The following is a 25,013-nucleotide window of genomic DNA, read 5'->3' as shown; positions in this document are numbered from 1 at the left end:
CCTTTCGCTTTCCACAATAAACCTTTGACTTTTAACCTTTAACCTTTCGCCTTCTACCTCTCTCAAGCCTTCCACCAAAAAAATAAAAATAAATCTTGCACCATCCATTTATAATACCTTACTTTGAATAACAAAGTACTTTAACCATTGGAAAATAATCAAGTACAGCAAGATCTGGCCTCCATCCGCAACTTGATGGAGCGTTCGTCAAAATTTTTGTCGCTTAGCGGGCTTTCGGGCATATTGGCCGGGGTTTACGCTTTAGTGGGTGCCTACCTGGCTTACCGGGTGATCAACCCGTTCTGGTCGGCCACTTATGATCAGCGTGGCGAGGTAGATGACCTGCTGATCATCGAGAAGCTATTGCTGATAGCGGTAGTGGTGCTTGGTGCATCTTTAGCTACCGGTCTTATCCTGAGCATGCGCAAAGCGCGCCGCACCGGGCAGAAGTTTTGGAATGCGGGCAGCAAGGCGCTGATCTTCAATATGTCGGTACCGCTGCTTACCGGCGGGGCGCTGATGCTGGTGTTTGTTTGGCAGCGCGAGTATTGGGGCATTGTAGCCCCGGCATCACTGATATTTTATGGCCTGGCGCTGGTAGGGGCCGGAAATTACACTTACAAAGGCGTGCAATACCTTGGCATCAACGAAATTTTGTTAGGTTTGATCGCTGCTATTTACCCGGGCTACGGACTGTATTTTTGGGCGTTTGGTTTTGGCGTGCTGCACATTGTTTACGGCAGCTTTATGTACATAAAATACGATAGGTGAGCATCCCATTTGATAAACTTGATAAAGCATTTGAGAACCGCGTTAGGCTGCAGATAATGAGTGTGCTGGTGGTGAATGAGCGGTACGATTTTAACTCGCTTAAGGATCTGCTGGGCGTTACCGACGGCAACCTGGCATCGCACCTTAAGGGCTTGGAAAAGGAGGAATATATTTTGGTGAATAAGAGTTTTGTAGGCCGCAAGCCTAACACCACTTATGAGGCTACCGATAAAGGCCGCAGTGCTTTTAACGCGCACCTGGATGCGCTGGAGGCTTTGATTAAACAAAGGGTAGTATAGCTATTTTTTTTACCCATTAACTTTGAAATGCAAAGTACTTTTTAAATAAACAATTATCATGATAGAAGAACAAACACAGCAAGGGATACTACAATGGTTCAAAGGATCCATCGTAGTAAAATTAGCCTTTATCGCTTTTTTAACATTAGTTTTATTGATACCATCGGTATGGGTGGACGGGCTGATCACCGAGCGTTCGGCACGGCAGAACGAGATCATTAGCGACGTATCCGACAAATGGTCAGGGCCGCAGCAGATCAAAGGGCCGGTGCTTATTATCCCTTATAAAAAACAGGTGCGCACTAAAGACGCCTCCCAAAAAGAAGTGATCACCGAGGTGACCGATAACCTGTATATCCTGCCCAACGATCTCAAGATCAACTCCGACATCAGGTCGTCAAAACTGCACCGCGGGATATTTGATGTGATCGTTTATAATACCTTGGTTAAGGTGACCGGTAATTTTGTGAAGGCCGATCTGGCCAAACTATCTATCGACCCTGCCCAACTGATGCCGGCCAAGGCGCACTTAGCCTTTAGCATTACCGACCTGAAGGGTTTAAAGACTAATCCCGTAATTAAACTGAACGGACAGAGTCTATCGGCCGAGCCGATCTTTAGTCGCGGCAGCGCGTTCGAGAGCGGCTTGCAAGTGGCGGTCGCCCTACCGGATGCCGTGCCCGATCAGATACCTTTTGATTTTACGCTTGACCTGAAAGGCAGCCAGGACCTTAGTTTTTTAGCCTTAGGCAAAACTACCGAAGTAACGGCCACCGGCGATTGGGCCGCACCAAGCTTTGATGGACGATCGCTACCTAATCAACGCAACGTGACCGCCACCGGTTTTAACGCGCATTGGAAAATGCTTTACTACAACCGCCCCTTCCCGCAGGAGTGGACCGGCAACGATAACCTGCTCGCCAACGTTAGCAAGCTGGAGCAGGCCAGCTTTGGCGTAAAGCTGCGCGTGCCGGTAGATCAGTATCAAAAAACTACGCGTACCAGCAAATATTCGGCACTGATCATCCTGCTAACATTCATCTCGCTATTCCTGACCGAAGTGATCCGCCGCCATCGTATCCATATCTTTAATTATTTGCTGATCGGTGCGGCCATGATCGTCTTCTACACGCTGCTACTCTCCTTCTCCGAGCACATCGGTTACAACTACGCCTATCTGGTAGCGGCGGTGGCTACCATCGGCCTCATCAGTTCTTTTATGGCATCGTTATTCAAAGATGGCAAAGCCGCCGCGATGTTCGCCGCTATACTGTCGTTGTTCTATGGGTTCATCTTTGTCATCATCCAGCTCGAGGACCTGTCACTGATGGTAGGCAGTATTGCCCTGTTCATTATCGTGGCTACGCTGATGTACTTCTCGCGCAAGATCAATTGGGATCAGCATTAATTATCACTTACCTAAAGAGATATCAAGATGAAAACAAGTCATTACTGGATCGGGCACTTTAAACAAAGTGCCCTCCAACAACGCATCAACTGGGATCTTCAACCTAACCTTACCGCGACCGAGCAGGCTAACATCCTGGCGTCATTACGTACCTGGCAACTGGCCGAAACATCCGAAGGCAGGCAACTCATCGCGGCAGCAACAAGGTATGCCGACAAATTTGATGATCCCGGCTATCTGGAAGCCATCAAGCTTTTTATTAAGAGGAACAAAAACACGGCGAGAACCTGGGCCAATATGTCGACCGCATTGGCGAGCAGCGCAAAAAGAAAAGCTGGGACGATTCGCTCTTCCGTTTTACCCGCCACATTGCCACCAGTATGGAGGTATGGACGCTGACCGTGGTGGTAGTAGAAAGCACGGCGCAGATCTTTTATCAGTCGCTTAAGGATGCTACCAACTGCAGCCTGCTTAAACAGATCTGTACCGATATTTTGATAGACGAGGCGCATCACATTGCCTTCCAGACCGAGCGCTTGGCTATTATCTACGCCGAAAAGAACGCCTTTTCGCGGGCGTGGCGTGCGGTGTTTTACAAATGGTTCTTTTACAGCTTAGCCTGTGTGGTTTGGATGGGGCACCGCAGGCTGTTCAAGGCCGGCGGAAATACTTTTAGTGGATACTTAAAAAAGATGCGCCATAAATACGTAAAAACGCTGGACACCATAACAGGGGTGGCTACTTTAGAATGGGCTTGAACGGGATAACAATGAATAACAGAACGGAATACGTTTTAAAGATCTGGCTGACGGCTCTATTTTTATCGCCCCTGATAATTTCAATAGTAGCTTGGCATCATTTGGATGGTGTTCTATCGCTCTTTTTGATGGTATTTTTTATGGTCGTCTTGGGGATGGTATTTTCCATCCCGAGCGTTGTGCTGCTATTGATAATTATGGCTATCATCCAACAGTTCACCAACTGGTCGGTCATCGGGTCAAGGCTCGTGTGGACTTTGGTCGCCGCCGGGCTATGCATACTGCCATTTATGTACTTAGATCATCTGATCGGGTCGGATATGGAAGTAAGAAGTATGGGCGCGTGTTACACTGCTATTACGATAGCAGGTATTTGGATCTATAAATTCCCTCGGACCGATATTGAACCAGGTATATGAATGAAGCAATAAAAAACTATGTACTAAAGATCTGGTTGACGGCATTACTATCGACCCTATTGCTGTTCTTGATCGCACCGGTCATCACCCCGTCAGCTTTCCCGATATGGGTTTATCCGCTGTCAGACATTTTGGGAACGATGATCATTACCATCTTTTTGGGCATGCTGATATCCATCCCAAGCGTGTTCCTGCTTTGGGTATGTGTGCTGTTCACTTACGATAGTTTTACGGTAAGGATAGGCTGGTTCAAACTGGTATGGTCGGTAATTGGGGCGGGTTTGTGCATCATCCCGTTCCGGCTGATCGGCAAGTGGTTCATCGGGAGCGATACGGAACGATGGTCGTTCTGTGCCTTTTATGCGGTTGTGGTAGTGGCGGCGATATGGTTTTACGAATTACCTACCGCGAAAAATGAATGAAAATTTGCACAACGAGGTGAGTTATAATTTAAAAGTTTGGCTAACGGCGGTGATACTCTCCCCTTTTATCACTGTTGTGTTCAACCTTTTTACAAGTGCCGACGTCGCTGGAATGTTTATGCTGGCGGGGCTGATGATATTTCTTGGAGTGCTTTATTCGTTTTTGTGTTTCGCCATAGCATCCTTTACAACATATAGCCTTTTACGGTATAGCACGTTTGATATCCCTGTGATAAAAGGCTTACTACTTGTGCTATGGCTAACAATGGCCGCACTTTTATTTTGGTCGGTCGACATTAACTGGTGGAAAGATGAGGCAACGTTGAAAATCGCTTTGCCTTATGTTACAATACTTTCCTGTGCCTTATGGTTTTATGAACTCAGAAAACCGAATGCTGATTAGTAAATTAAATTACAGATATGTACCCCGAACTAAAATACGTTTTAAAAGTTTGGCTGACCGCCTTGCTGTTCCCTCCGGTGTTGGTTACCACCTTTTGGATCGTTGCAACGTTGCTGGCCATGGTCGGCTTCATCCAGCCAGCGAAATTTTTAGATGGGTCAGATCTTTTATCGTTGATGGGATTTGTGGTTGCGATCGCAGGGGTATTATCATTCCCAAGCGCATGCATTCTTTGGTTTATAGTTTATCTGATGCGCAAATATTACGAATTGGCAGAGACCAGAACTAAGTTGATTTTGTCGCTCGCCGGCATTTGCCTTTCGGTGCTGCCATTTATGCCCATCTTGGGTCCGGAGTGGTTTGGCGATATGATATTCTTCGTCCTTATTTACGCTTAGTGGTTACTTTTATCTGGTACTACCGCATACCGGGATACCATCAACAAAATAAGCCAATGGAGGATGACAGCCTTGCAAAACCTACATAGTCGCCTTGACCAACTCCGCTTCCAGTTCCTTATCAAAATAATTAGCATTGATGAACACTTCCTGATTGCGGTAGCGCATGCTGAGCAGCTTGGCGTGGCTTTTAAAAAAGATGTAGTAGGGGTTCTCTATCATTTTAAAGGTCACCTCGGCCGAGCGCGGGAACTCCAGCTCTAAGGGGTCTTTCCGGAACCATAGCGGCCCGTCGAATGATGCGGTACGTATCCTGATCTTATCCGGCATCAGCCTGATATCGATAGCCGTTTCGTTAACGAACTTACTGCGCGGCGACAACAGCATGTACTGAAAGAAACCCAAACACGCAATGGCGATAGCTACCGTAGTGGCAAAAAAGGGGATATCCTTATCAAATTTATCATACGTATACCCGCTGAAGACAAGCAGAACGATATCGCAGATATAGCAATCGCGCTTAAGGCGGTACACTATACGCAAAAGCACAAGCAAAAGCTTATCGTCGGCTATAAAATGATCTTGATCGGTCCGGGTATCCAATTGTGGTAATGTATGTCTCAAATATAAATAAAAAACCCTGTCAGCATTAGGCTGACAGGGTTTGTATATCATCTTCTGTAAGAATTTTTATTTCAACTTAAAGCCTAAACGGCCCATAGTATAACCGTCGGCATATAGGATCACCGTGTACTCGCCTTTGGTAAATTTGCCCGGGTTCAGCCAGTCGATCTTAAATGGCGAACCATCGTCTTTATACTCGATAGCAGTGCGGTAAGTATATTGCAGATCCTGCCCGTCCGATTGGAAAGTTCCTGTCTCCGGCGTAGTGATCAGGTTGCCGGCCGGGTCTATCACGCGTAAAAATACATCGTGTGTGCCTTTTTGGGCGACCGGGTTACTTGGGATGGTAAAATCGATAATGATCTTTTTAGCCACGCTCGAGCGTTCGGTATCAACCTCTTTACCGCTGCCTTTTATCTTGTAAGCAACAATCTGTCCCGCGCCGATCTTCAGGGCCGATGCTACCTGTACTTTATTGTTCAGGTCCTGGTTCTGTGCCTCAAGTTCGGTAGCTTTTTGGCTAACGGTATTCAGGTTGGTCTTTAGCGTATCGCGCTCGGCCATTAAAGTGGTGTTCTGTTTTTTCAGGGCCTCAATATCGGCGGTATATTTGGTCACAAAATAGCGTAGTTGTTTTACGTCTTCCTGTGCTTTTTCCAGCTCCTCTTTGGTGAGTTTACCTTTAGCAAGGTCGCGGCGCAACTCACGTATCTTGGTCTTTAGCGAGTCGTTGGCGGCTTGCATTTCTTCGGTCAGGCGGGTCCTGCTCGAGGTTACGGTCTCTATCTGGGCCTCCAGACTGTCCAGTTCGGTCTGCAGGCGGGTCTTATCGTCAGATACGTTGGCTACCCTGTCTTCCGACTTGTTTTTTTGCATGTACAGGTACACATCGGTCACCAAAAGTGCAAGCACAACAACTATCAGAAAGTAAATTACGTTCGAATTCTTTTTTGAAGGTGGTACTTGCGTCGGTTCTTTCTCCATTTCCAAGTTAAATTTAGTGTTAGTCAAATAGCTTCCCAACCTCAGCTTTCGGTGTTCTGAAAGCCGTGGGGCCTGCTTGCGGTAAAACAATAACGACATTTTAGCCTTTAGGTTTTTGCCGGGGTTTGATCCGTGGATCGGTTGTTACTTACGGCTAAAAATATCAACTTCTGTTTAAAAAACACAAAATACTTGTATTTATTGCCCGTTAAAGTCTATAAAACTAACTCTGTTTTTATCTTTGCGCCTTTCAAATACCCGCTGATGACCAATTTAAGATCCTTATATATAACTGTTTTTGCCCTTTGTACAGGCCTGTCGGCGATGGCCCAGTCGCCATCGGGCATGCCCCCATTGCCCGAGGCCGGCCCTGCCCCAAAACGCGAGTTCCGCGCCGTTTGGGTAGCCACGGTAGCTAATATCGACTGGCCATCCAGCTCGAAACTGCCTGTCGAACGTCAAAAACAAGAGCTGCTTAACCTGCTGGACTTTGACCATAACATCGGTATCAACGCCGTAATGTTCCAGGTGCGCCCCGCTGCCGACGCGTTTTATGCCAAGGGAAAAGAACCGTGGAGTAAATGGTTGAACGGTACGCAAGGCCATGCGCCCATCCCGTTTTACGATCCGCTGCAAATGGCCATTACCGAGAGCCACAAGCGCGGTATCGAACTGCATGCCTGGTTCAACCCCTACCGTGCTACGCTTGATGCCAATTTTAACGCGCTGGCGCCCGACCATATCACCCGCCTGAAACCCGAGTGGTTCATGGTCTATGGCGGTATCAAACTATTTAACCCCGGCATCCCCGAAGTGCGCGAATACATTGTGCAGACCCTACTGAACGTAGTGGATAATTACGACATAGACGGCGTGCACATGGACGATTATTTTTACCCTTACCGCATAGCCGGGCAAACCATTAAAGATGCCGAGACCTTTAAACAATACGGCGGCGCGTTTGCCAGTATTGACGATTGGCGCCGCGACAACGTAGATCAACTGATACACATGCTGGGCGACAGCATACACAAGCATAAACCAAATATGAAATTCGGGATCAGCCCGATGGGGATCTGGGCCAACAAAAGCCAGCACCCTGAGGGATCTGACACGCGTGGAGGTAGCGCTTACGTAGAGCTTTATGCCGACTCGCGCAAGTGGAGCCGCGAGGGTTGGATAGATTACATTAACCCGCAGCTGTACTGGAACTTTGGTTACCGTTTGGCCGCTTACGAGACCCTGGTTGACTGGTGGAGCAATAATGCCTATGGCCGTCACCTATACATTGGCCAGGCCGCATACCGCATCGGCGACCCTAAGCAGATCGCCTTCCGCTCGCCATCGCAACTGCCCGACCAGATCAAATACCTGCGCAACAACCCACGGGTGCAGGGCAGTGTATTCTTTAGCCAGAAATCGTTGCAGAACAATTTACTGGGGATAGCAGATTCGTTACGGACCAAATACTACAACCACCCGGCCCTGCCGCCGGTAATGCTATGGCTGGATTCGGTTGGCCCTAAGCAACCAACGCAATTAATGGCGACATCGCTGGCTGGCAAAGTCACCCTGCGCTGGAACGCCCCGCTACCCGCCAACGATAACGAACCGACCTACGGCTACGTGATCTACCGCTACACCGGCGACGAAAAAGTGGACACCGAACGCCCCGAAAGCATCGTCGGTATCCGTTACGATACCAGCCTGGTGTTTGAGGACAAGACCACCGAGCGCGGCAAAAAATACATCTACATTGTAACCGCATTAGACCGCATGAAGAACGAGAGCGAGCATTCGGAGCCGGTGACGGTGGTGGCTAATTAGGATCAGAATTTACGGAATTTGAGAATTTGGCAGAATGGATGCCCATGCAAGTCGCAGGCTTGCATGGTCTTTGCCGGCTCGAACATGAATTTCTTCTATTCTCCCACCAACGATATCCCGCTCACATCTGCACGGGCATTTTTCAAGAACTCGTAGGTGATGCGGTCGGCACTGGTATTTATAAACCGGACGCTTTTAAGCGTTTTGCATTTAAAAAAGGTGTTCAGCAATGTAGCGTTCTGAAAGGTGACCTTGGATAGCGCGCTGTTCTCGAAAACGCAATTTTTTAAGGTGGTCGAGAACAACACATCAGCCAGGTGAGTATCGGTGAAGCAGGCGCGGTCGAGTACCGAGCCTTCAAAGGTTATCTTTTGCAGGGAACATCCTTTAAACACGCCTCCGGAAAGATCTGCTCCCGAAAATTCGCAATTCTTGATATGACAATTGTCGAACGCGGTATTGTTGAGCAGGCAATCCGTAAAATTGTTATCGACCATGTGCGAATTATCGAACCGGCCATTGCTGATCTGCGATGCCGAAAAGTCGCAGGCCTCGATGTTGTTATCTTTCAGCAGCACGCCGTTCATCTCCGCCCCAACAAATTTACAACGCTGGATATTTGATGATGTAAATTTATCATGCAAGCCTTTCAGTCCCGAAAGATCCGCATCCACCCAGTTACCGCGAGACATGTTCCAAGTCAGTTTTTCGTTGCCTTTCGGCGCTGCCGGGCTGTCTGTTGACACGATCGGGGCAGCCGGCTTGGCATCAGCGGGGGGCACCGAATTTTCGCCAGCAAAATAATTAAGATCTACACCCAGTACCTTCGCCAATTTTGTGGTCGTGAGCAGATCGGGTACAGATTCGCCGCGTTCCCATTTACCTACAGCCTGCGGACTGATAAAAAGTTGTTGAGCAAGCTCGGCTTGCGAGTAGCTGATCTTTTTGCGGGCTACGGCGATCTTTTCGCCTATCATATTTGTTTCCATATCATGTTGTTTTTGATAAGGCAAAGTTATTGCGGGGCGTTGGCCCCGGTATCAAATATAGCGCTACCATTAGTTGCATTTACGCTACTTGCAGTTGTTTTTAGCAACTACGGGTAGCAAGCAGTTCAATTTGTATTCGGGTTAGCGGATCGTTAAGGCACGGTTAATTTGATCATAAGTGCTTGTTGGTTTATTGTTAAAGTACGTATTATTTTGCTTTTTTATTTAACCTTATCTTCACCTTAAGCAAGCATCCAGCTAAAACTGCGGGAGGATATTTGTGATGTGATCTACCTACGCACATATCAAACGGTACAGCTATCATCATGAAAAAGCTTTACCATTGCAGGTACCTCATCATCCTTTTGTGCTGCATGGCTTTGGCGACCCCTGTCAGCAGCTTCTCTATCCTTGCGCACGAGGCCATTATCGATGCCGAATGGGCCGGACACATCAAGCCCTTGCTGATCAAAAAATATCCCACAGCTACGCCCGACGAACTGCAGAAAGCTTACGCCTACACATACGGTGGCAGCTTGGTGGCCGATATGGGTTATATGCCTTTCGGCAGCCCTTACTTTACTAATCTGCTGCACTACGTACGCAGCGGCGATTTTGTAATGGCGTTGATAGACGGGTCGCAGAATTTGAACGATTATGCCTTTGCCCTCGGCGCCATGTCGCATTACATGGCGGATAAATATGGCCACGCGCTGGCTACCAACATTTCGGTCGCGGTTGACTACCCCGAACTTAAAAAGAGATTTGGCGATGTAGTTACGTACGACGACGACCATACATCGCACAGCCGTATTGAGTTTGCTTTTGACGTGATCCAGATAGCCAAGGGCAATTACGGCAGCGTGGCCTATCATAAGTTCATCGGGTTCGAGATAGCTACGCCGGTGGTGGAGCGGGCCTTCCGCAAAACTTACGGGCAGGAGCTTAGTACGGTGTTCCCTAACTTCAATTCCTCTATCTCTACTTTCAGATGGGGCGTTCAGGACCTGTTTCCCGAACTGGCCCGGGTAGCAGGTCGATCGGATCGGGCTGCGGGCAGTATTATGGTCGATGATGCCCCCAATGGCTTTACCCGGCGCATGCCCGAAAGTATTTTTGATAAACGTTACGGCATATCTCCGGCCGGGACAGGCATTATTGCCCGTACGCTGGCTACGTTGGTAGAGGCATTGCCCAAGATCGGTCCGCTTAAAAAGATGGGCTTTAAACACCCGGGGAAAACCTGCGAGCAACTATTTTTGCAAAGTATGGACAGCATCATGGTCAATTACGAGGCCGCCCTGGCGCATTTAGCACAAGGCTGGTTGCATTTGGCCAATATCAATTACGATACCGGCAAGCCCACCACCCTTAACGAATACACCCTCGCCGATAATACCTAAACCGAGTGGGTAGCCAAACTACAGGCGGATAAGCAAGCCATTATTTCGCCGGCCCTGCAACAGAATATTATGGCTTTTTATGGCAGGGGAGACGCTCCGGCATTGATCGTTACTAATGCAGGGTCAGGCAAAGCCCCCTTGGTTGTTGCGAAGCACGTTTCGGGTACTCGTTAAGTTAAATATCAATTTTCTCTTTCCCAATTTAAATACTGCCCGGCCAAGTCTGTGACTTGGCTGAACGTGGTAATTTAAACGTCCCGCTTAATTTTATACTTTATCGTCGTGGTAATGATAAATTTGGCCATCAAACAGATCGATATTAGATTGTTATCTAAAATAATTATCTGTAATATCGCTTTCTACCAAAACCTGATCTGACCTATGCTGATCATCAAACGGACAATCGCCTTAAAAGCATTACTGCTACTGGTCCTCTGTCAGTGCCAACTGAGTTTATTTGCCCAGGACCTGCCCCTTTGGCAACCCGAACTGCACGCCACAAAAAAAAGCGACTGGCTGGTAACGCCCGAAACCGAGAAGGCCGGTGTTTATAGGACTGTCGACAATAAGAACATCATCCTGTACAACGGCATACTCAGGCGCAGTTTCCGCATATCGCCTAATGTTACCTGTTACGACTTTATTAACGTGCACACGGGTAAGCAACTGATCCGATCGGTAAAGGCCGAAGCTAAACTGGCTATCAACGGTAAGGCTTATAACGTTGGCGGGTTGTACGGTCAATCCGAGAATGCCTACCTGCTGCCCGAATGGCTAGACAGATTCACGGCCGATAATAACGACTTTCAGTTGGATAGATACGAGGTATCGGCCATCGCGCCGGTCATCAATTGGAAGGGCGACCAATGGTGGGCATCTAACAGGAAACAACCTGCCGGCAAAACCATATCCTTTATTTACAAGCCGGGGCAGAACGAGCTTAACGGCATCAACGTAACGGTACATTACAGTATTTACGATGGCCTGCCGCTGGTCAGCAAGTGGGTGACGATAGAGAACAAGACCAACTCGACCATCACCATAGGCCGAGTGGTGAACGAGATATTAGGCGTTGTGGAAGAGGAGAGCGCCGTGGTTGGCGGTGTTAGCGAGATGCGTGCGCCGGAGAATATCTATATCGAAAGTAATTATGCCTTCAATAACTCCATGCGGGCCGGCTTGAGTGATCAGACCACGCATTGGGTAGCCGATAAAGCTTATACATCCCAGGTGAACTATCATTTCCAAACCCCGTGTTTGCTGGAGGTGTACCCCGAGAAGGTGACCGCCGTCGAACTTAAAAAGGACGAGACCTTTACCTCCATCCGCACTTACGAGTTGCTGATGGACAGCTACGACCGCGAACGGCGTGGGCTGGCCATCCGTAAAATGTACCGTACCATTGCGCCTTGGGTTACTGCTAACCCGATATCCATGGATCTGGTAAGCCGTACCGATGCCGAGGTGCGCACCGCCATAGACCAATGCGCGGATACGGGTTACGAAGCACTGATCCTGAGTTTCGGCAGTCATTTAAATATCGAGGACGTATCAGGCGCTAACCTGGCCAAATGGAAACAACTGGCCGATTATGCGCACAGCAAGAATATCAAGATCGGTTGCTACTCATTGTTCAGTTCGCGGCGGATAAGTGACTATGATGATGTGATCGATCCTAAAACGGGTTTGCCGGGTGGGGCATTTTTCGGCAATGCGCCATGTTTTGGCAGTAAGTGGGGGCTGGCTTATCGCGATAACATCAAAAAGTTTTTTGTGGGGACGGGCTTCGATATCTTCGGACACGACGGGCCTTATCCCGGCGATCTGTGCGCGTCGCGTAAGCATCCCGGGCATAAAAATTTGGATGACAGCCAATGGCGGCAAATGGAGATCCAGAAGGAACTATACCACTGGCTGAACGAGCACGATGTTTACATCTGCTCGCCCGATTGGTATTTTTTGGATGGTACGCACCGTATCAGCATCGGCTATCGGGAGGTTAACTTTTCGCTTTCGCGGGCGCAGCAGGTGATCCTTAACCGCCAAAACATTTACGATGGACTTTGGGACGAGATACCATCCATGGTGTGGGGCTTTGTGCCGCTCACCCAATACCACGGCGGCGGTGCTGACGCCATATTAGAGCCACTGAGCGAACACCTGGATGCCTACCGCACGCTGATGATGCAATACTACGGTTCAGGCGTGCAGGCCGCCTACCGCGGTCCGCGTTTGTATGATACCGAAGCCACCAAACAAACGGTGATCGACGTGGTCAGCTGGTACAACAAACACCGCGATGTTCTCACGTCGGACATCATCCACCTAAAACGCGCCGACGGCCGCGATTGGGACGGCATTATGCACGTAAACCCCCTACTGAAAGAGAAAGGCTTAATGATGCTGTACAATCCACTGAAAGAGAAGATCACGCGTACCATCAGCATCCCGCTATACTACACCGGACTTACGCAGACCGCGACTTTTATAGAGAAAGGTGAGGTGAAGGCGGTGAAAGAGGTAGGGCGGGATCATACCGTAGATCTAACCGTCACTATCGACGCGGAGAGTTATACTTGGTTTGTGGTGGAGTAGGGGGTGGGATCAAAAAAGATCGTAACTAATGAAAAGATCAATAAAGGTATCTATGATCGTTTTGCTGATCTGCAGCGGTACGGCCGTAACAAGGGGGCAGGATACTGCCATGCGCAGCTATTTTCCTGTAGGAACTTTCCATAAAAGGAACGCGAATATCTACGGTCTTTCTGTAGGGTTGATCAGCACTTATATGGATACGCCCCGTAATGTACGCAGTAACGGTATCAGGATAGAACCTTTGGGTATAGGTTTTGGGATACCAATGGCCGGCCCTTACCCGTACCCTAAGAGCAGATCCGAATATCAAAAGATCATGGTCGCCCCGCTTTCCGAACAAATAAACGGCATTAGCATATCGCCGGGTGGCACAATTTGCAATTGTACTATCAATGGTATCAGCGCGGGCGTTGTGGGGCAAATGAGCAGGTCAGTAAATGGTATGTCGGTCAGTATGTTCAATTTTACCCAGCGGTTTAACGGTTTGCAGGTAGGGATGCTTGCCGATGCTTATGTAATGAATGGTGTACAGATCGGTTTCGGCACCCGGGCCGGCACGGCTACCGGCCAGCAGATCGGCCTGACCAATCATGCTGAAAAGCTAAAAGGGATACAATTGGGCCTTTGGAATGTAAGCGACAAAAGAAAGTTCCCGATAATTAACTGGGGGTTTTAGCGATCTGCTTCATTTGTATCCTGTACAACTCGTCCCGGTAGTTAGCATAAGTAGCGTTTGCCTATAGGTTTTTCGCCTTTAGGCCTGCAACCTAAATTTATGCCCATCCTCTGCAGCCGGATCGGATGAACTAAGCGGCTCTGACCTTAATTTTGGTAACCAAACGTAAAAATTGGTGCCCTTGCCGGAGCGGCTCTGAAAATGTATCGAACCACCCTGTTCCTCTATAATTCTTTTGCAGATAGATAAACCCAGACCATGAGACTTTTCTCCTGACGTACCCGACCGGCCGCCACCTGATATGGAAAAGATCTGAGGCTGTATGTTTTCGGGGATACCTATCCCATTGTCTTTAACGGTGATCTGCAAACCGTTGGCGATAATAAGCGTGCTGATAGCTATTTTGCCACCGCGCGGGGTAAACTTGATAGCGTTGCCTATAAGATTATCGATCACACGGGTAAGTTTTTCTTTATCGATCATCAGCAGAGCGTCGCCATCTAAAAAATTGACAGAGATATGCTGCCCTTTACTATCGATCAAATGCTGCGAAAATTTTAAATAGTTCCGTATCGTTGCATGTACATCTATCTCTTTAATGTATAGGTTTTTAAGATCGGCTTTTTTGCTGGTCAGCAATTCATCTACTAATTTAAGCGAGTAATTTGTTGCTGTTTTTATCAGATCCAACAATTCAATTTGTCCTCCGGACAACTCACCCTCCTGACCTAACAGCATTGCTAATGCAGAAATACTACCCAAAGGGCTGCGGAGGTCGTGAGCTACTGTGCTGATCAGCTGGTCTTTTTCTTTCAATAGCGAAAGCAGTTCGCTGTTATCGTATTCTTGTAAGTGATCGGGTGATACCTGACCATTACTTTTAATATGCTGTGCTTTAGTGACCTTCATCGTAACTGATCTTGCCCTGGCCAAAATTTCGACCGCAATAAAAACAATAGTTTATAATGCGTTGGTATTGCACATCCTGTGCCACTAACAGAAAAGAAAGATATTTAATGAGAAATTAATATTTTAACCTTGAAATTAATGAACGAGCGCCTGGCTTAACGTTAGCCGCCACAAAAATTGTGTAGGTTATTTAGTAAATAATGTTCGCTTTTGTTCCTTAGCTTGGTTGTGGTTGGGCAGAACGTCCTGATCGATATGATACGAGCGCTTGATTCGCTCACCATCTGAACAGCGAGGTTGGACAAGCATTAAAAAAAGTCGTAGCTTTCGGCCGATGCCATCATTTCTGCAAGATCAGCAAGTACCGGTTCACAAGATCGAACCTGACGCTACCGGTAACCAACATTTCAGAGTTTATCAATTTGAGGGCGCTACTCCAAGCTGGTCGGAGGTGCTGATACCTCATCGTAAAGATCATTACCTCATCGTCTTCATCCGTCGGGCAGGGGGCCACCGCCAATGGATAGATACCACGGCCTACACCCTTAAAGATAACACGGTATATTTTATGGGGCCTGAGCACATCATTGTAAAAGAAGAGTTAAAACAATTGTGGAGTACCGGGATAGCTTTTACGCCCGAGTTTTTGTCATTAGATCATAACGGGTCGTTAAAACAACTGCCTATCATACTGAACCCTCAGGGTGGACACGAACTGCTGTTAACCGAACATGACGTAACTTTTATAGAAGATATACTGGCCAAAATAAGCACAGAACATCACCGGCCCGGTGATTGGCAGCAACGCATGCTTAGCGCGCAATTAATTTTGTTACTTACCTATCTTAGCAGGCTATACACCGAGCAATACCATACTGACGGACCATCAGCAGAAAAGATCTTTCTTAAAAAATATCAGGCCGAGATAGATAAAAATTTTAAACAGCTGCATGAGGTTAATGACTATGCCGGCATATTAAATATATCGCCCGGCCATTTAAGCGATGTTGTGAAACTGCAAAGCGGTAAGCCCGCTATCAAACATATACATGCCCGCTTGATAATGGAAGCACGCCGCCTGCTTTTCCATACCGCGCGCCCGTTAAAGGAGATAGCCTTTGATCTTGGTTTTAGTGATACATCTTATTTTAGCCGCTTCTTTAAACGCGAGACCGGTGTATCCCCAGCCGACTATCGTGCCAACATCCGCAAAATGTACCATTAATACCTACCAATGTGTTTAAGCCGGGTAGTGCCCGCCCGGTACTTTTGTATCATAAAACAAACACGATGAAAACAGTATTGATAACAGGAGCGAACAAAAGCATTGGCTTTGAAACAGCCAGGCAATTATTACACCAAGGATATTATGTTTATTTAGGTTGCCGCGATATGGCTAAAGGTGAGCAAGCAGCAGAGCAGTTAAAAGCAGAAGGCCTTGACCAGGTAGAACCACTTTTAATAGACGTGAACAATGGTGTATCTGTAACTGCCGCCGCCGGGGCACTATCACAAAAAGCGGCAGTATTGGATGTGCTTATCAACAACGCCGGGGTAAGCGGTGGGTATCCGCAAAGTGCGACCGACGTGCCGGTAGCGGAAGTTAGAGAAGTTTTTGAGACCAATTTTTTCGGTGTGATATCGGTGACCCAGGCATTTTTGCCGCTGTTAAAGCGGGCGGCCGAACCAAGGATAGTTAACGTGACATCCGGTTTAGGCTCGCTAAACTTGCATTCGGACCCCAGCTGGAAATATTACCCCGTGAAGCTGGCGAGTTATGTGTCGTCAAAAGCGGCTTTAAATGCTTATACCATTGTGCTGGCCTATGACCTTCGCGATACAGCCTTTAAGGTGAACGCAGTAGATCCGGGTTACACAGCCACCGATTTTAATCATCATAGTGGGCCGGGTACCCTGCCTGATGCCGCCGCCCGCGTGGTTAAAGCTGCCGTATTGGGAGCCGACGGCCCAACAGGTCAGTTCTTCAGCGATGATAACGCGCCTGAGACCGGGATCAGTCCGTGGTAAGTTAATAAACTTGGGCAGGTTTCGCCATTGCGGGGCCAAGTGTGCTACCCGGCTCAATGTCTCATTTAAGCGTCCCGAATAATCCGATCGTTTACAGCGGAGCGCTTTTTCTACAATTGGATCACAGGCTTAGCCAGGCATATTTCAACGGTCCGGATACTCTTCCACAATTAAACTAATTAATTAGTTTAATTGTGGAAGATATTTTATCTTCGGTATAGTTTATCAAACGGTCCCTCACCTGCTAACACTATCCGCATGTTTACATTTTTTATAAAGATCGCCGCGCAATGTTTGACAGTTATCTTGATGACCCAATGCACAGCCGCCATCGCCCAAAAGCTTCCCAAGGTGCAAGCAAGCAGTGTACGTGCTCCAGCCAATATTAAGATAGACGGTAAACTGACGGAGTGGAACGACAGGTTCCAGGCGCATAACTTGGGTAACCATCTGTACTACACTTTAGCTAACGACGACGATAATTTGTATCTCTCCCTGCAGACCGACGATGTATTTGGCGATCAAAAGGTTTTTAAAGGCGGACTTACGTTTACTATTATCCCTATAGAGAAGTCGGCCGAGAGGGTCGCCATCACCTATCCTGTTATATCGATGAAGAACCGTGGCGAAATGGCTAAAGGGGAGGGAGGCAACGTGGTGGTTCATCACGTTCCCAGGGCGGACACCTTAGGCAAAAAAGCCAGGATCGATTCGATGATGGCTTTCTCTAACGATAAGATCCCGAAAGCTTATAAGGAGATACACATTAAGGGTATGTCTGATATCGATACGCTCCTTTCCATCTACAATACCGACGGCATTAAAGTAGGCGCAAATTTTAACCGGAAACTGAGATATACTTATGAGTTAGCTATACCGCTGAAATACTTGGCATCGGCCGTAAGCGACACCAAGAGCATCAAATACAATATTAAATTGCGGACGCTACCAATTTTAAGGTCACCACGTCCCTCAGGACTTGTAGTTAATATTACAGCCCCACAGCCCGCTTACAGGCCACCGAGCATTGACGACCTGTTCAGGTACGAGGATAGCGACTTTTCGGGGACGTACACTTTAGCCCCTAAACCTTAACTCTCTTTCAAGATACCATCAACTTTAACCATCAGACCCCATGAGCAACCATTTGAAACACATCACCGCGCTACTGACCGCCCTGCTATCAATAAGCGCAATTAGCACCATTGCCCAAACCACGCCCCTGGCCGGCAACTTTACCATCACCGGCAAACTACGTGGGGTAGATGCCGGATGGGTGTTCTTTATGGACGCGGTAGCGCCGTCGCCCAAACCGATAGACTCGGCCGAGATAAGCAAGGGGGAATTCGAGTTTAAAGGACAGACCGCTTACCCGAAATTGTATTATATAGCAGCTACGTCAAAAGCACGGTCGATCAGGTACAAAGTTTTTTCGGCCATGATCATGGTAGATACCGGCACGCTCAGGGTATCGGCCCATATCGATTCTTTGACTAAACTTAAAGCAGAGGGGACTGTAGGTCAGACCGAGTACAATGCCTACCTGAATAGCGTAAGGCCGCTGCAAAAGCGGTATAGCGATCTGTACGGCGCAACCTTTAAGGTAAAAAAGAGCGATAAGCAGCGCATGGCGGGCTTAGAAAAGCAACAACGGCAAACTTTGACCCAAATAGAGCAGGCGGTGCTGGTGCATGTTAAGCAATACCGATCGGCAACGTCGGCCTTGCTGGCCTTTCATCATCTGCCCCTGGCCGGTGTGGAAGTGATAGAGCCTATCTACAACAGCCTGACGGAAGAGGCGCAACAGTCGTTCTACGGCGTAAAGTTGTCTGAAAAATTAGCGGTTAGTTTAGCTACTGCCACCGGTAACGTAGCGCCAACATTTACGCTGCCTACCGCGGCTGGTGCCATGATCCCATTAGAGAGTTACCGGGGTAAATACGTGCTGATAGATTTTTGGGCCAGCTGGTGCGGCCCCTGCCGTGCCGAGAACCCCAATCTGCTTGCCGCCTATCAAAAATTCCGCGATAAGGGCTTTGATATTCTCAGCATATCTATGGATAAAAGCCGCGAGCAATGGCTGCAGGCCGTTAAGGCCGATAAACTCCCCTGGACCCAGGTGAGCGATCTGCTGGCCACCAAAAGTCCCATCAGTAAGCTATACGGCATCAAGGTCATCCCGTTGAATTATTTGCTGGATAAGGACGGCAAGATCATTGCCGCCAACCTGCGCGGCGGGGATCTGATGAAAGCGTTGGAGAGGTTGAAACTCTGACGAGAGCATCAAAGTAGTTTGATATATGCAACTTATCGGTTGCGTGTTTTGTAAAAAATTTACAAAACGCGAAATATGCACCTAAAACGTATCTTTTTTGATGAAAAACGCGCGTTTTTCAAACACGTGTTTTACCTGGCTTTGTCACCCCAATGTTTGTTGTAACACAATAATTAAACCCGCATTAAACCGTTTGAGTTTATAATGGTCTATTAATTATAACGATCAACATAACATGGAAAGCAAATATAAATATGTATCAAAAGTTGCCCTCAGCGCCTTATTCGGCCTGTTGGTAACCTTCTCTGCTGAGGCCCAAAGGGGCGGAGGTGGCCGTCCAAGTGCGGGAGGTGGTGGCGGCGGAGGTGGCTCCGTTAGCAGAGGAGGTGGAGGCGGTGGCTTTTCAGGCGGTCGCGGTGGCGGCATGTCCATGCCGAGCGGCGGTTCTGTAAGCAGAGGCGGCGGCGGTATGTCGAGCAGGCCTTCCCCATCTGTAGGTTATACTCCCCAGCAACGTACCCAACAAGCTTACGGTGGCCGTGGTGGTGCGGTAAGCAGTGCGCCGCAGTCGAGGGTGTATTCAAACAACGGTCAGGCCTATGGCAACCGTGGCGGTGGTGCTATCCCGGGCAGGGTATATGGCAATTATAGTAGCCGTACCAACGGTGGTGCTATCCCGGGCAGGGTTTATACCAACCGTGGCTACATAACCCGTGGTTATGGTTATAGCGTGCCGCGTAACGCTTATCGTAATGGCTATTTTTACGGCAGCTTTTACAACGGTATCTACTCGCCATATAACAGGTTTTATGGCCGCAGCGCGTTCTACAACCAGTTTTACTATCCGCGCATAGGCATCAGCATTGGTGTATTGCCATACGGCTACTATCCATTTTGGTGGGGCGATATGCAGTATTATTATAGCGATGGTTACTACTACCGTCAACAAGATAATAACTACACCGTAGTAGAGCCGCCAATGGGTGCTATCATGGATCAACTGCCTGCCGGCGCTAAGTCATTAATGATAGACGGTGAGCAATATTATGAGTTGAACGGTATTTACTATCAGGCAGTTACCAAACAGGACGGTACTACAGGTTATCAAATAGCAGGTAAAGACGGCGAGCTGACCACAGCGGCCAGCGTACAGTCACCGGGTATGTATGATGATCAGGATACTAACGGATCTAACCAGGCCCCTGTTGTAAAAATAGGCGACGTATTCGATAGCCTGCCGCCTAATACAACGCCTATCAAGATAGATGGCAAAAGGTATTATATCACTCCCGATGGTATTTACTATCAAGAGGAGAACAATGCTGGCCGTAAGGCATACCGCGTAGTCGGTACGTCCGAAGATCAGCCAAGATAAAGTGTGTGTGAATGTGTGTTAATTTTTGAGGTGATGTGATGAAGGGTAGTGGCTTAGGTTGCTACCCTTTTCTTTTGTGACCTAATTATCAAACAATATTCTTGTAAGTTCTGTTCAATACGTAATTAATTGGTGGACAATTATTTATAATTTAATCAATAAGCAATAATTAAACTAAAACTATCGGTTGTGAATATTAATATCGTTTGAACTTAAATTTTCAGCCTCTTGTTAAATTAAAGCTTACATTTATTGTCTTAAGAAAATAAAGCATGAGCAGATCCCGGAAAAATATAACGGCTATCTCAAAATATACATTAGCAAAATCGCCCACCGGCATTATCGGATTGGACGAGGTTACAGGCGGGGGCTTCCCGACTGGTAGGCCTACACTATTATGCGGCGACGCAGGCAGCGGTAAAACACTGATGTCCATGGAATTCATCGTTCGCGGAGCGATAGAGTTTAATGAGCCGGGCGTATTTATGGCTTTTGAGGAGAAGCAAGACGAGCTGGCTATGAACGTAGCGTCATTAGGCTTTGATCTGAAGCAACTACAAGCCGATAAAAAGATACGTGTGGACCACGTACACATAGAACGTTCGGAGATCGAAGAGACCGGAGAGTATGATCTGGAAGGTTTGTTTATCCGTTTAGGTCACGCTATAGATACCATTGGTGCTAAACGTGTGGTCCTGGATACGCTCGAAGTGTTATTTGCTGGTTTAAGTGACCAGCGGATCTTAAGGGCCGAATTAGTGAGGCTTTTCCATTGGCTTAAAGAAAAAGGCGTTACTGCCGTAATAACAGGCGAACGTGGCGAAGGCAAATTAACGCGCCAGGGATTAGAAGAATATGTATCAGACTGTGTGATCCTGTTGGATCACCGCGTTATCGACCAAATATCTACCCGTCGCTTACGCATCGTAAAATATCGCGGTACGGTACATGGCACTAACGAGTACCCTTTCCTGATAGATGAGGAAGGTATATCGGTATTACCGGTAACCTCCCTGCATTTAGCTAAAGAGGTACGGACCGAGCGGATATCTACCGGCATAGAAGGCTTGGACCAGATGCTTGGAGGTAAAGGCTTTTTTAAAGGCAGCAGCATTTTGGTCTCGGGCACGGCCGGTACAGGTAAAACCAGTATCGCAGCGTATTTTGCGGCAGAATCGTGTAAGCGCGGCGAGCGGTGCATTTACTTTTCCTTTGAAGAATCGCCCAAGCAGATCGTCAGGAACATGCATTCGATCGGGCTGAACGTTGATCAATATTTAGAGAACGGCATGTTGCATTTCCATGCATCGCGCCCAACGTTATATGGACTGGAGATGCATCTGGTGGCTATGCATAAGCATATCCGCAAGTTTAAGCCAGATACGGTAATATTAGACCCGATCACCAACTTGATCACCATCGGCTCGGTTGGCGAGGTAAAATCGATGCTGGTGCGCCTGATCGACTTTTTGATGGAAGAGCAGATCACGGTAATGTTCACGGCTTTATCGCTTAACACCATCGTTAACGAGCAAACCGACGAGGGCGTATCATCCTTAGTGGATGCCTGGTTGTTGGTGCGCGATATCGAGTTTAATGGGGAGCGTAACCGTGGAATGTACGTAATGAAATCGCGCGGGATGAAACACTCTAACCAAGTACGCGAGTTCCTGATCACCGACGGAGGTTTAAGTTTGGTTGATGTTTACTTAGGCCCGGATGGCGTACTGACCGGATCGGCCCGCGAAGCGGAGCAATTGAAAGAACATACCGGGCAAGCCCTGCGTGATCACGCACTCAATCGTAAGGACCGCGAGATTATACGCAAGCGGAAAGTGCTGGAATCACAGATATCCAGCCTGCAAACCGAGTTTGAATCGGTAGAGGAAGAATTGAACAAGATCTACCTGGAAGAAGAGCTAAAAAAAGAGGTGATGGAAAAAAATCGCCGGGAATTGTTAGCATTGCGCCGCGAACATAAGGACGCGGAGAAAGCCGCTGAACCAGAGAAAAAGAAAGGTAAAAAGAAATGACTCCTGTAAAAGCTAAAAAAGCCTGGGAGCTGCGTTTATACGTGGCAGGCAAAACGGCAAAATCTGTTACGGCGTTAACCAATTTGCAACGATATTGCGAAGAACATTTGAAGGGGCAATATGTTATTGAGGTAATTGACCTGCTGGAAAAGCCACAATTGGCCGAAGGCGATCAGATATTTGCTATACCCACTTTGGTGCGTAAAGTGCCGGAACCGATCCGTAAAATAATCGGCGATCTGTCTAACGAAGAGAAAGTGTTGGTGGGGCTAAATATACGCCCTGCATAATAGCCGATGAAAGCGAACAAATGGTTGAACGAGGGCAACTCCCCCCACGAGGACAATTCGTATACATTACGATTGTTCATTACAGGAGCCTCTCCTAATTCTACCCGCGCGGTTGAAAATCTGAAATCATTTTGCGATAAATATCTGGTGGATCGCTACCAGCTGGAGATCATAGACGTTTATCAACAGCCCGACATTGCTGAGAAAGAGCAGATCATTGCGCTGCCCCTGTTGTTAAAAAAAGGCGGCGGGCCTGATCGCAGGCTTATCGGCGACATGTCTGATATCAACAAACTGGCCCAGTGCTTTAACATTGACATTAAGATCTGATATGGAACAACAGCCCAACTACCAACAGCTGCTGGACGAGATCAAAGAACTACGCTGGCAATTAGAAGAAGCAAATGACGCTATTGATGCTATCCGCACCGGGCAAGTAGATGCGCTTATTGTAAAGAACAACGACGGCCCACAGTTATATACCCTAAAAAGCGCCGACCAGACATACCGTGTGTTCATCGAAAAAATGAACGAGGGAGCCGTGACACTCAATCAAGCCGGGATCATTACCTACAGCAACTCTAAATTTACCGAACTTTTGGGTCTGCCTTTTGAGAAAGTATTAGGCTACCATTTGAATGATTTTGTCCATGGCGACAAAGCCATAATAGCAAATGTCATTAAAACCAGTTGGGATAAAGATTGCAAGGCCGAGGTCGATATCGCGGGCAAAAATGGTGTTATCCCATGTTTATTATCTTGTAATGCCATGGAGTTTGACGGTGGCTTGGCCTTAAGTATAATAGTTACCGATCTTACCGTATTAAAAGAAAATCAAAAACAGTTAGAATTACAATTTGACCAGTTAGAGGAGGCCCAGTTACTCACTCAGAAACTGAACGACGAACTGGAAGAAACGGTTAAGGAGCGCACCAAAGACCTTACCATAAGCAGGGAATATCTTAAGCTATTGACCGATAACATCCCGCAGATGACCTGGACCAACTTGCCAACAGGTGAGGTGACCTTTTATAACCAGCGCTGGTACAATTACACAGGCCTATCCCATCACGAAACAAAAGAATGGGGCTGGCAAGATGTTGTACATCCGGATGACCTGCCTTTGGTAATGGAGCGCTATTTAGCCGCTTTAGCAATCGGAGGTATTTTTGAAGTGGAGAATCGTTACAAAAAACATGACGGCACCTACCGCTGGCATCTCAACCGCGCTATCCCGTTAAAAAATGAATTTGGCGAGAATCTTTTCTGGGTAGGTACAGCCACTGATATCGAGGAGCAAAAACAGGCCATGGATAAAAAGGACGAGTTTATTGGTATTGCCAGCCACGAACTGAAAACACCGTTGACCAGCCTAAAAGGATACATCCAGATCATGGGTATCTATAAGAAAGAGGAAGTGCCTCCCGCCATTAAACAATACATCAACAAAGCCAGTATCGCGGTAAATAAATTGCAGCATCTTATCAATGATCTGTTAGATGTCAGCAAGATACAAGCCGGCCGTTTAAGCTACCAAATGAAAGACGCCGACCTGACCGAAATGGTGAACGCAGGCATAGAGAACGCTATACAAATGTATCCCGACTACCAGGTGGAATATCAAGTTGAACCACAACTATTGGTGCATGGCAATCCTGAACGTTTAGAGCAGGTGCTGAACAACCTGGTAAGCAACGCCGCCAAATATTCCAAACAACACACCAAGATCACTATTAAAGCACAAGCATTGGATGGGCATGTGCGCGTATCGGTTACTGATGAAGGCATCGGCCTGTCTGATGAACAACGCGAAAAGATCTTTGAACGCTTTTATCGCGTAGAGGATAAAACCTTTACCACCAGCGGCCTGGGCATGGGTCTTTACATATCTGCCGAGATCATTCAGCAGCATAACGGTCGTATCGATGTAGAAAGTGAATTAGGCAAAGGCTCGACATTTTATTTTGAACTGCCGAGGTTAAAATAGTCATTATCTAAATAACTGATAATCAATACCAATTCAGGTGTATATGGTGTATATGGGTGTATACACTCGACCGTATACACCTACGTACTGTACCGCTTACCTTTAGGCATCTGCACATCCGCGCATTTTTCTTATTTTTG

The 25,013-nt window shown here is 47.5% G+C and carries 26 protein-coding genes; 22 read left to right on the top strand and 4 right to left on the bottom strand.

Features of this window, described 5'->3' with window-relative positions:
- The first annotated feature begins 147 nt into the window (after nt 1–147).
- The 9 genes from IRJ16_RS10055 to IRJ16_RS10020 are packed head-to-tail and all read left to right on the top strand — an operon-like array spanning nt 148 to nt 4,878.
- Complete coding sequence (locus IRJ16_RS10055) at nt 148–771, top strand: hypothetical protein (protein ID WP_194111406.1); 624 nt, start codon at nt 148–150, stop codon at nt 769–771.
- On the top strand, nt 768–1,070 hold the full coding sequence (locus IRJ16_RS10050) for a winged helix-turn-helix domain-containing protein (protein WP_290246124.1): 303 nt from the start codon (nt 768–770) through the stop codon (nt 1,068–1,070). The genes IRJ16_RS10055 and IRJ16_RS10050 overlap by 4 nt, the downstream gene beginning before the upstream one ends.
- Nucleotides 1,071–1,128: 58 nt before the next feature.
- A complete protein-coding gene (creD, locus tag IRJ16_RS10045; protein WP_194111405.1) occupies nt 1,129–2,478 on the top strand; it encodes a cell envelope integrity protein CreD in 1,350 nt (449 codons plus the stop codon).
- A gap of 27 nt (nt 2,479–2,505) precedes the next feature.
- Nucleotides 2,506–2,877, top strand: coding sequence for a hypothetical protein (locus IRJ16_RS22865; protein ID WP_228080001.1), 372 nt, complete (start codon nt 2,506–2,508; stop codon nt 2,875–2,877).
- Entirely contained in the window at nt 2,859–3,236 is a 378-nt protein-coding gene (locus IRJ16_RS22860; RefSeq protein WP_228079999.1) for a hypothetical protein, read from the top strand. Before IRJ16_RS22865 ends, IRJ16_RS22860 begins: the two co-directional genes overlap by 19 nt.
- 11 nt (nt 3,237–3,247) lie before the next feature.
- Nucleotides 3,248–3,655 (top strand): hypothetical protein, encoded by a 408-nt coding sequence (locus IRJ16_RS10035; RefSeq protein ID WP_194111404.1) that lies wholly within the window; start codon nt 3,248–3,250, stop codon nt 3,653–3,655.
- On the top strand, nt 3,652–4,077 hold the full coding sequence (locus tag IRJ16_RS10030) for a hypothetical protein (RefSeq protein WP_194111403.1): 426 nt from the start codon (nt 3,652–3,654) through the stop codon (nt 4,075–4,077). Before IRJ16_RS10035 ends, IRJ16_RS10030 begins: the two co-directional genes overlap by 4 nt.
- Complete coding sequence (locus tag IRJ16_RS10025; RefSeq protein ID WP_194111402.1) at nt 4,070–4,480, top strand: hypothetical protein; 411 nt, start codon at nt 4,070–4,072, stop codon at nt 4,478–4,480. Before IRJ16_RS10030 ends, IRJ16_RS10025 begins: the two co-directional genes overlap by 8 nt.
- Before the next feature lie 17 nt (nt 4,481–4,497).
- Nucleotides 4,498–4,878: a hypothetical protein gene (locus tag IRJ16_RS10020; protein ID WP_194111401.1), complete on the top strand. Its 381-nt coding sequence runs from the start codon at nt 4,498–4,500 to the stop codon at nt 4,876–4,878.
- 81 nt (nt 4,879–4,959) lie between these two features.
- Here the strand turns inward: IRJ16_RS10020 and IRJ16_RS10015 are convergent, their stop codons facing one another.
- Nucleotides 4,960–5,481, bottom strand: coding sequence for a hypothetical protein (locus tag IRJ16_RS10015; RefSeq protein ID WP_194111400.1), 522 nt, complete (start codon nt 5,479–5,481; stop codon nt 4,960–4,962).
- Between the two features lie 87 nt (nt 5,482–5,568).
- Nucleotides 5,569–6,486, bottom strand: coding sequence for a hypothetical protein (locus tag IRJ16_RS10010; RefSeq protein ID WP_194111399.1), 918 nt, complete (start codon nt 6,484–6,486; stop codon nt 5,569–5,571).
- Between the two features lie 264 nt (nt 6,487–6,750).
- On the opposite strand from IRJ16_RS10010, the gene IRJ16_RS10005 reads away from it, so the two are divergent.
- Nucleotides 6,751–8,313, top strand: coding sequence for a glycoside hydrolase family 10 protein (locus IRJ16_RS10005; RefSeq protein ID WP_194111398.1), 1,563 nt, complete (start codon nt 6,751–6,753; stop codon nt 8,311–8,313).
- A gap of 95 nt (nt 8,314–8,408) precedes the next feature.
- Here IRJ16_RS10005 and IRJ16_RS10000 read toward each other — a convergent pair whose 3' ends face one another.
- Nucleotides 8,409–9,302 (bottom strand): pentapeptide repeat-containing protein, encoded by an 894-nt coding sequence (locus tag IRJ16_RS10000; RefSeq protein ID WP_194111397.1) that lies wholly within the window; start codon nt 9,300–9,302, stop codon nt 8,409–8,411.
- A 326-nt stretch (nt 9,303–9,628) separates the two neighbouring features.
- On the opposite strand from IRJ16_RS10000, the gene IRJ16_RS09995 reads away from it, so the two are divergent.
- The 3 genes from IRJ16_RS09995 (at nt 9,629) to IRJ16_RS09985 (ending at nt 13,976) form a co-directional block, all read left to right on the top strand.
- Entirely contained in the window at nt 9,629–10,705 is a 1,077-nt protein-coding gene (locus tag IRJ16_RS09995; protein WP_194111396.1) for a zinc dependent phospholipase C family protein, read from the top strand.
- A 381-nt stretch (nt 10,706–11,086) separates the two neighbouring features.
- Nucleotides 11,087–13,300, top strand: coding sequence for an alpha-galactosidase (locus tag IRJ16_RS09990; RefSeq protein ID WP_228079998.1), 2,214 nt, complete (start codon nt 11,087–11,089; stop codon nt 13,298–13,300).
- Nucleotides 13,301–13,328: 28 nt separating this feature from the next.
- Nucleotides 13,329–13,976 (top strand): LA_2272 family surface repeat-containing protein, encoded by a 648-nt coding sequence (locus IRJ16_RS09985; RefSeq protein WP_194111395.1) that lies wholly within the window; start codon nt 13,329–13,331, stop codon nt 13,974–13,976.
- Between the two features lie 78 nt (nt 13,977–14,054).
- Here the strand turns inward: IRJ16_RS09985 and IRJ16_RS09980 are convergent, their stop codons facing one another.
- Nucleotides 14,055–14,885 (bottom strand): sensor histidine kinase, encoded by an 831-nt coding sequence (locus IRJ16_RS09980; protein ID WP_194111394.1) that lies wholly within the window; start codon nt 14,883–14,885, stop codon nt 14,055–14,057.
- A gap of 334 nt (nt 14,886–15,219) precedes the next feature.
- On the opposite strand from IRJ16_RS09980, the gene IRJ16_RS09975 reads away from it, so the two are divergent.
- The 9 genes from IRJ16_RS09975 to IRJ16_RS09935 all read left to right on the top strand — a co-directional run bounded on the left by IRJ16_RS09975 (nt 15,220) and on the right by IRJ16_RS09935 (nt 24,873).
- Nucleotides 15,220–16,110 carry a helix-turn-helix domain-containing protein gene (locus tag IRJ16_RS09975; RefSeq protein WP_194111393.1) on the top strand — a complete coding sequence of 297 codons (891 nt, stop codon included), beginning with the start codon at nt 15,220–15,222 and terminating at the stop codon, nt 16,108–16,110.
- A 65-nt stretch (nt 16,111–16,175) separates the two neighbouring features.
- Nucleotides 16,176–16,913 (top strand): SDR family oxidoreductase, encoded by a 738-nt coding sequence (locus tag IRJ16_RS09970; protein ID WP_194111392.1) that lies wholly within the window; start codon nt 16,176–16,178, stop codon nt 16,911–16,913.
- A gap of 258 nt (nt 16,914–17,171) precedes the next feature.
- Entirely contained in the window at nt 17,172–18,008 is an 837-nt protein-coding gene (locus tag IRJ16_RS09965; RefSeq protein ID WP_194111391.1) for a hypothetical protein, read from the top strand.
- Between the two features lie 40 nt (nt 18,009–18,048).
- On the top strand, nt 18,049–19,188 hold the full coding sequence (locus IRJ16_RS09960; protein ID WP_194111390.1) for a TlpA disulfide reductase family protein: 1,140 nt from the start codon (nt 18,049–18,051) through the stop codon (nt 19,186–19,188).
- A gap of 235 nt (nt 19,189–19,423) precedes the next feature.
- Nucleotides 19,424–20,563 (top strand): DUF6515 family protein, encoded by a 1,140-nt coding sequence (locus IRJ16_RS09955; RefSeq protein ID WP_194111389.1) that lies wholly within the window; start codon nt 19,424–19,426, stop codon nt 20,561–20,563.
- Nucleotides 20,564–20,835: 272 nt separating this feature from the next.
- On the top strand, nt 20,836–22,596 hold the full coding sequence (gene kaiC / locus IRJ16_RS09950; protein ID WP_194111388.1) for a circadian clock protein KaiC: 1,761 nt from the start codon (nt 20,836–20,838) through the stop codon (nt 22,594–22,596).
- The gene (locus IRJ16_RS09945) at nt 22,593–22,886 is read left to right on the top strand and encodes a circadian clock KaiB family protein (RefSeq protein ID WP_194111387.1); all 294 of its coding nucleotides are present in this window, start codon (nt 22,593–22,595) and stop codon (nt 22,884–22,886) included. The genes kaiC and IRJ16_RS09945 overlap by 4 nt, the downstream gene beginning before the upstream one ends.
- 6 nt (nt 22,887–22,892) lie before the next feature.
- Nucleotides 22,893–23,216, top strand: coding sequence for a circadian clock KaiB family protein (locus IRJ16_RS09940; protein WP_194111386.1), 324 nt, complete (start codon nt 22,893–22,895; stop codon nt 23,214–23,216).
- Between the two features lies 1 nt (nt 23,217).
- Nucleotides 23,218–24,873, top strand: coding sequence for a PAS domain-containing sensor histidine kinase (locus IRJ16_RS09935; protein WP_194111385.1), 1,656 nt, complete (start codon nt 23,218–23,220; stop codon nt 24,871–24,873).
- Nucleotides 24,874–25,013: the final 140 nt, after the last annotated feature.

This window comes from Mucilaginibacter myungsuensis, from assembly GCF_015222005.1.
GTDB lineage: Bacteria > Bacteroidota > Bacteroidia > Sphingobacteriales > Sphingobacteriaceae > Mucilaginibacter > Mucilaginibacter myungsuensis.
This window is presented reverse-complemented; position numbering and strand designations above follow the sequence as displayed.

Excerpts from the sequence above, each read along its gene's own strand:
- IRJ16_RS22865 (WP_228080001.1), top strand. The coding sequence starts at position 2,506 with ATGAAAACAAGTCATTACTGGATCGGGCACTTTAAACAAAGTGCCCTC.
- IRJ16_RS10035 (WP_194111404.1), top strand. The coding sequence starts at position 3,248 with ATGAATAACAGAACGGAATACGTTTTAAAGATCTGGCTGACGGCTCTA.
- IRJ16_RS10000 (WP_194111397.1), bottom strand. The coding sequence starts at position 9,302 with ATGGAAACAAATATGATAGGCGAAAAGATCGCCGTAGCCCGCAAAAAG.
- IRJ16_RS09940 (WP_194111386.1), top strand. The coding sequence starts at position 22,893 with ATGAAAGCGAACAAATGGTTGAACGAGGGCAACTCCCCCCACGAGGAC.
- IRJ16_RS10020 (WP_194111401.1), top strand. The coding sequence starts at position 4,498 with ATGTACCCCGAACTAAAATACGTTTTAAAAGTTTGGCTGACCGCCTTG.
- kaiC (WP_194111388.1), top strand. The coding sequence starts at position 20,836 with ATGAGCAGATCCCGGAAAAATATAACGGCTATCTCAAAATATACATTA.
- IRJ16_RS09970 (WP_194111392.1), top strand. The coding sequence starts at position 16,176 with ATGAAAACAGTATTGATAACAGGAGCGAACAAAAGCATTGGCTTTGAA.
- IRJ16_RS09955 (WP_194111389.1), top strand. The coding sequence starts at position 19,424 with ATGGAAAGCAAATATAAATATGTATCAAAAGTTGCCCTCAGCGCCTTA.
- IRJ16_RS10030 (WP_194111403.1), top strand. The coding sequence starts at position 3,652 with ATGAATGAAGCAATAAAAAACTATGTACTAAAGATCTGGTTGACGGCA.
- IRJ16_RS10010 (WP_194111399.1), bottom strand. The coding sequence starts at position 6,486 with ATGGAGAAAGAACCGACGCAAGTACCACCTTCAAAAAAGAATTCGAAC.
- IRJ16_RS22860 (WP_228079999.1), top strand. The coding sequence starts at position 2,859 with ATGGAGGTATGGACGCTGACCGTGGTGGTAGTAGAAAGCACGGCGCAG.
- IRJ16_RS10025 (WP_194111402.1), top strand. The coding sequence starts at position 4,070 with ATGAATGAAAATTTGCACAACGAGGTGAGTTATAATTTAAAAGTTTGG.
- IRJ16_RS09975 (WP_194111393.1), top strand. The coding sequence starts at position 15,220 with ATGCCATCATTTCTGCAAGATCAGCAAGTACCGGTTCACAAGATCGAA.
- IRJ16_RS09935 (WP_194111385.1), top strand. The coding sequence starts at position 23,218 with ATGGAACAACAGCCCAACTACCAACAGCTGCTGGACGAGATCAAAGAA.
- IRJ16_RS09985 (WP_194111395.1), top strand. The coding sequence starts at position 13,329 with ATGAAAAGATCAATAAAGGTATCTATGATCGTTTTGCTGATCTGCAGC.
- creD (WP_194111405.1), top strand. The coding sequence starts at position 1,129 with ATGATAGAAGAACAAACACAGCAAGGGATACTACAATGGTTCAAAGGA.
- IRJ16_RS09990 (WP_228079998.1), top strand. The coding sequence starts at position 11,087 with ATGCTGATCATCAAACGGACAATCGCCTTAAAAGCATTACTGCTACTG.
- IRJ16_RS09980 (WP_194111394.1), bottom strand. The coding sequence starts at position 14,885 with ATGAAGGTCACTAAAGCACAGCATATTAAAAGTAATGGTCAGGTATCA.
- IRJ16_RS09965 (WP_194111391.1), top strand. The coding sequence starts at position 17,172 with ATGTTTACATTTTTTATAAAGATCGCCGCGCAATGTTTGACAGTTATC.
- IRJ16_RS09960 (WP_194111390.1), top strand. The coding sequence starts at position 18,049 with ATGAGCAACCATTTGAAACACATCACCGCGCTACTGACCGCCCTGCTA.
- IRJ16_RS09945 (WP_194111387.1), top strand. The coding sequence starts at position 22,593 with ATGACTCCTGTAAAAGCTAAAAAAGCCTGGGAGCTGCGTTTATACGTG.
- IRJ16_RS09995 (WP_194111396.1), top strand. The coding sequence starts at position 9,629 with ATGAAAAAGCTTTACCATTGCAGGTACCTCATCATCCTTTTGTGCTGC.
- IRJ16_RS10005 (WP_194111398.1), top strand. The coding sequence starts at position 6,751 with ATGACCAATTTAAGATCCTTATATATAACTGTTTTTGCCCTTTGTACA.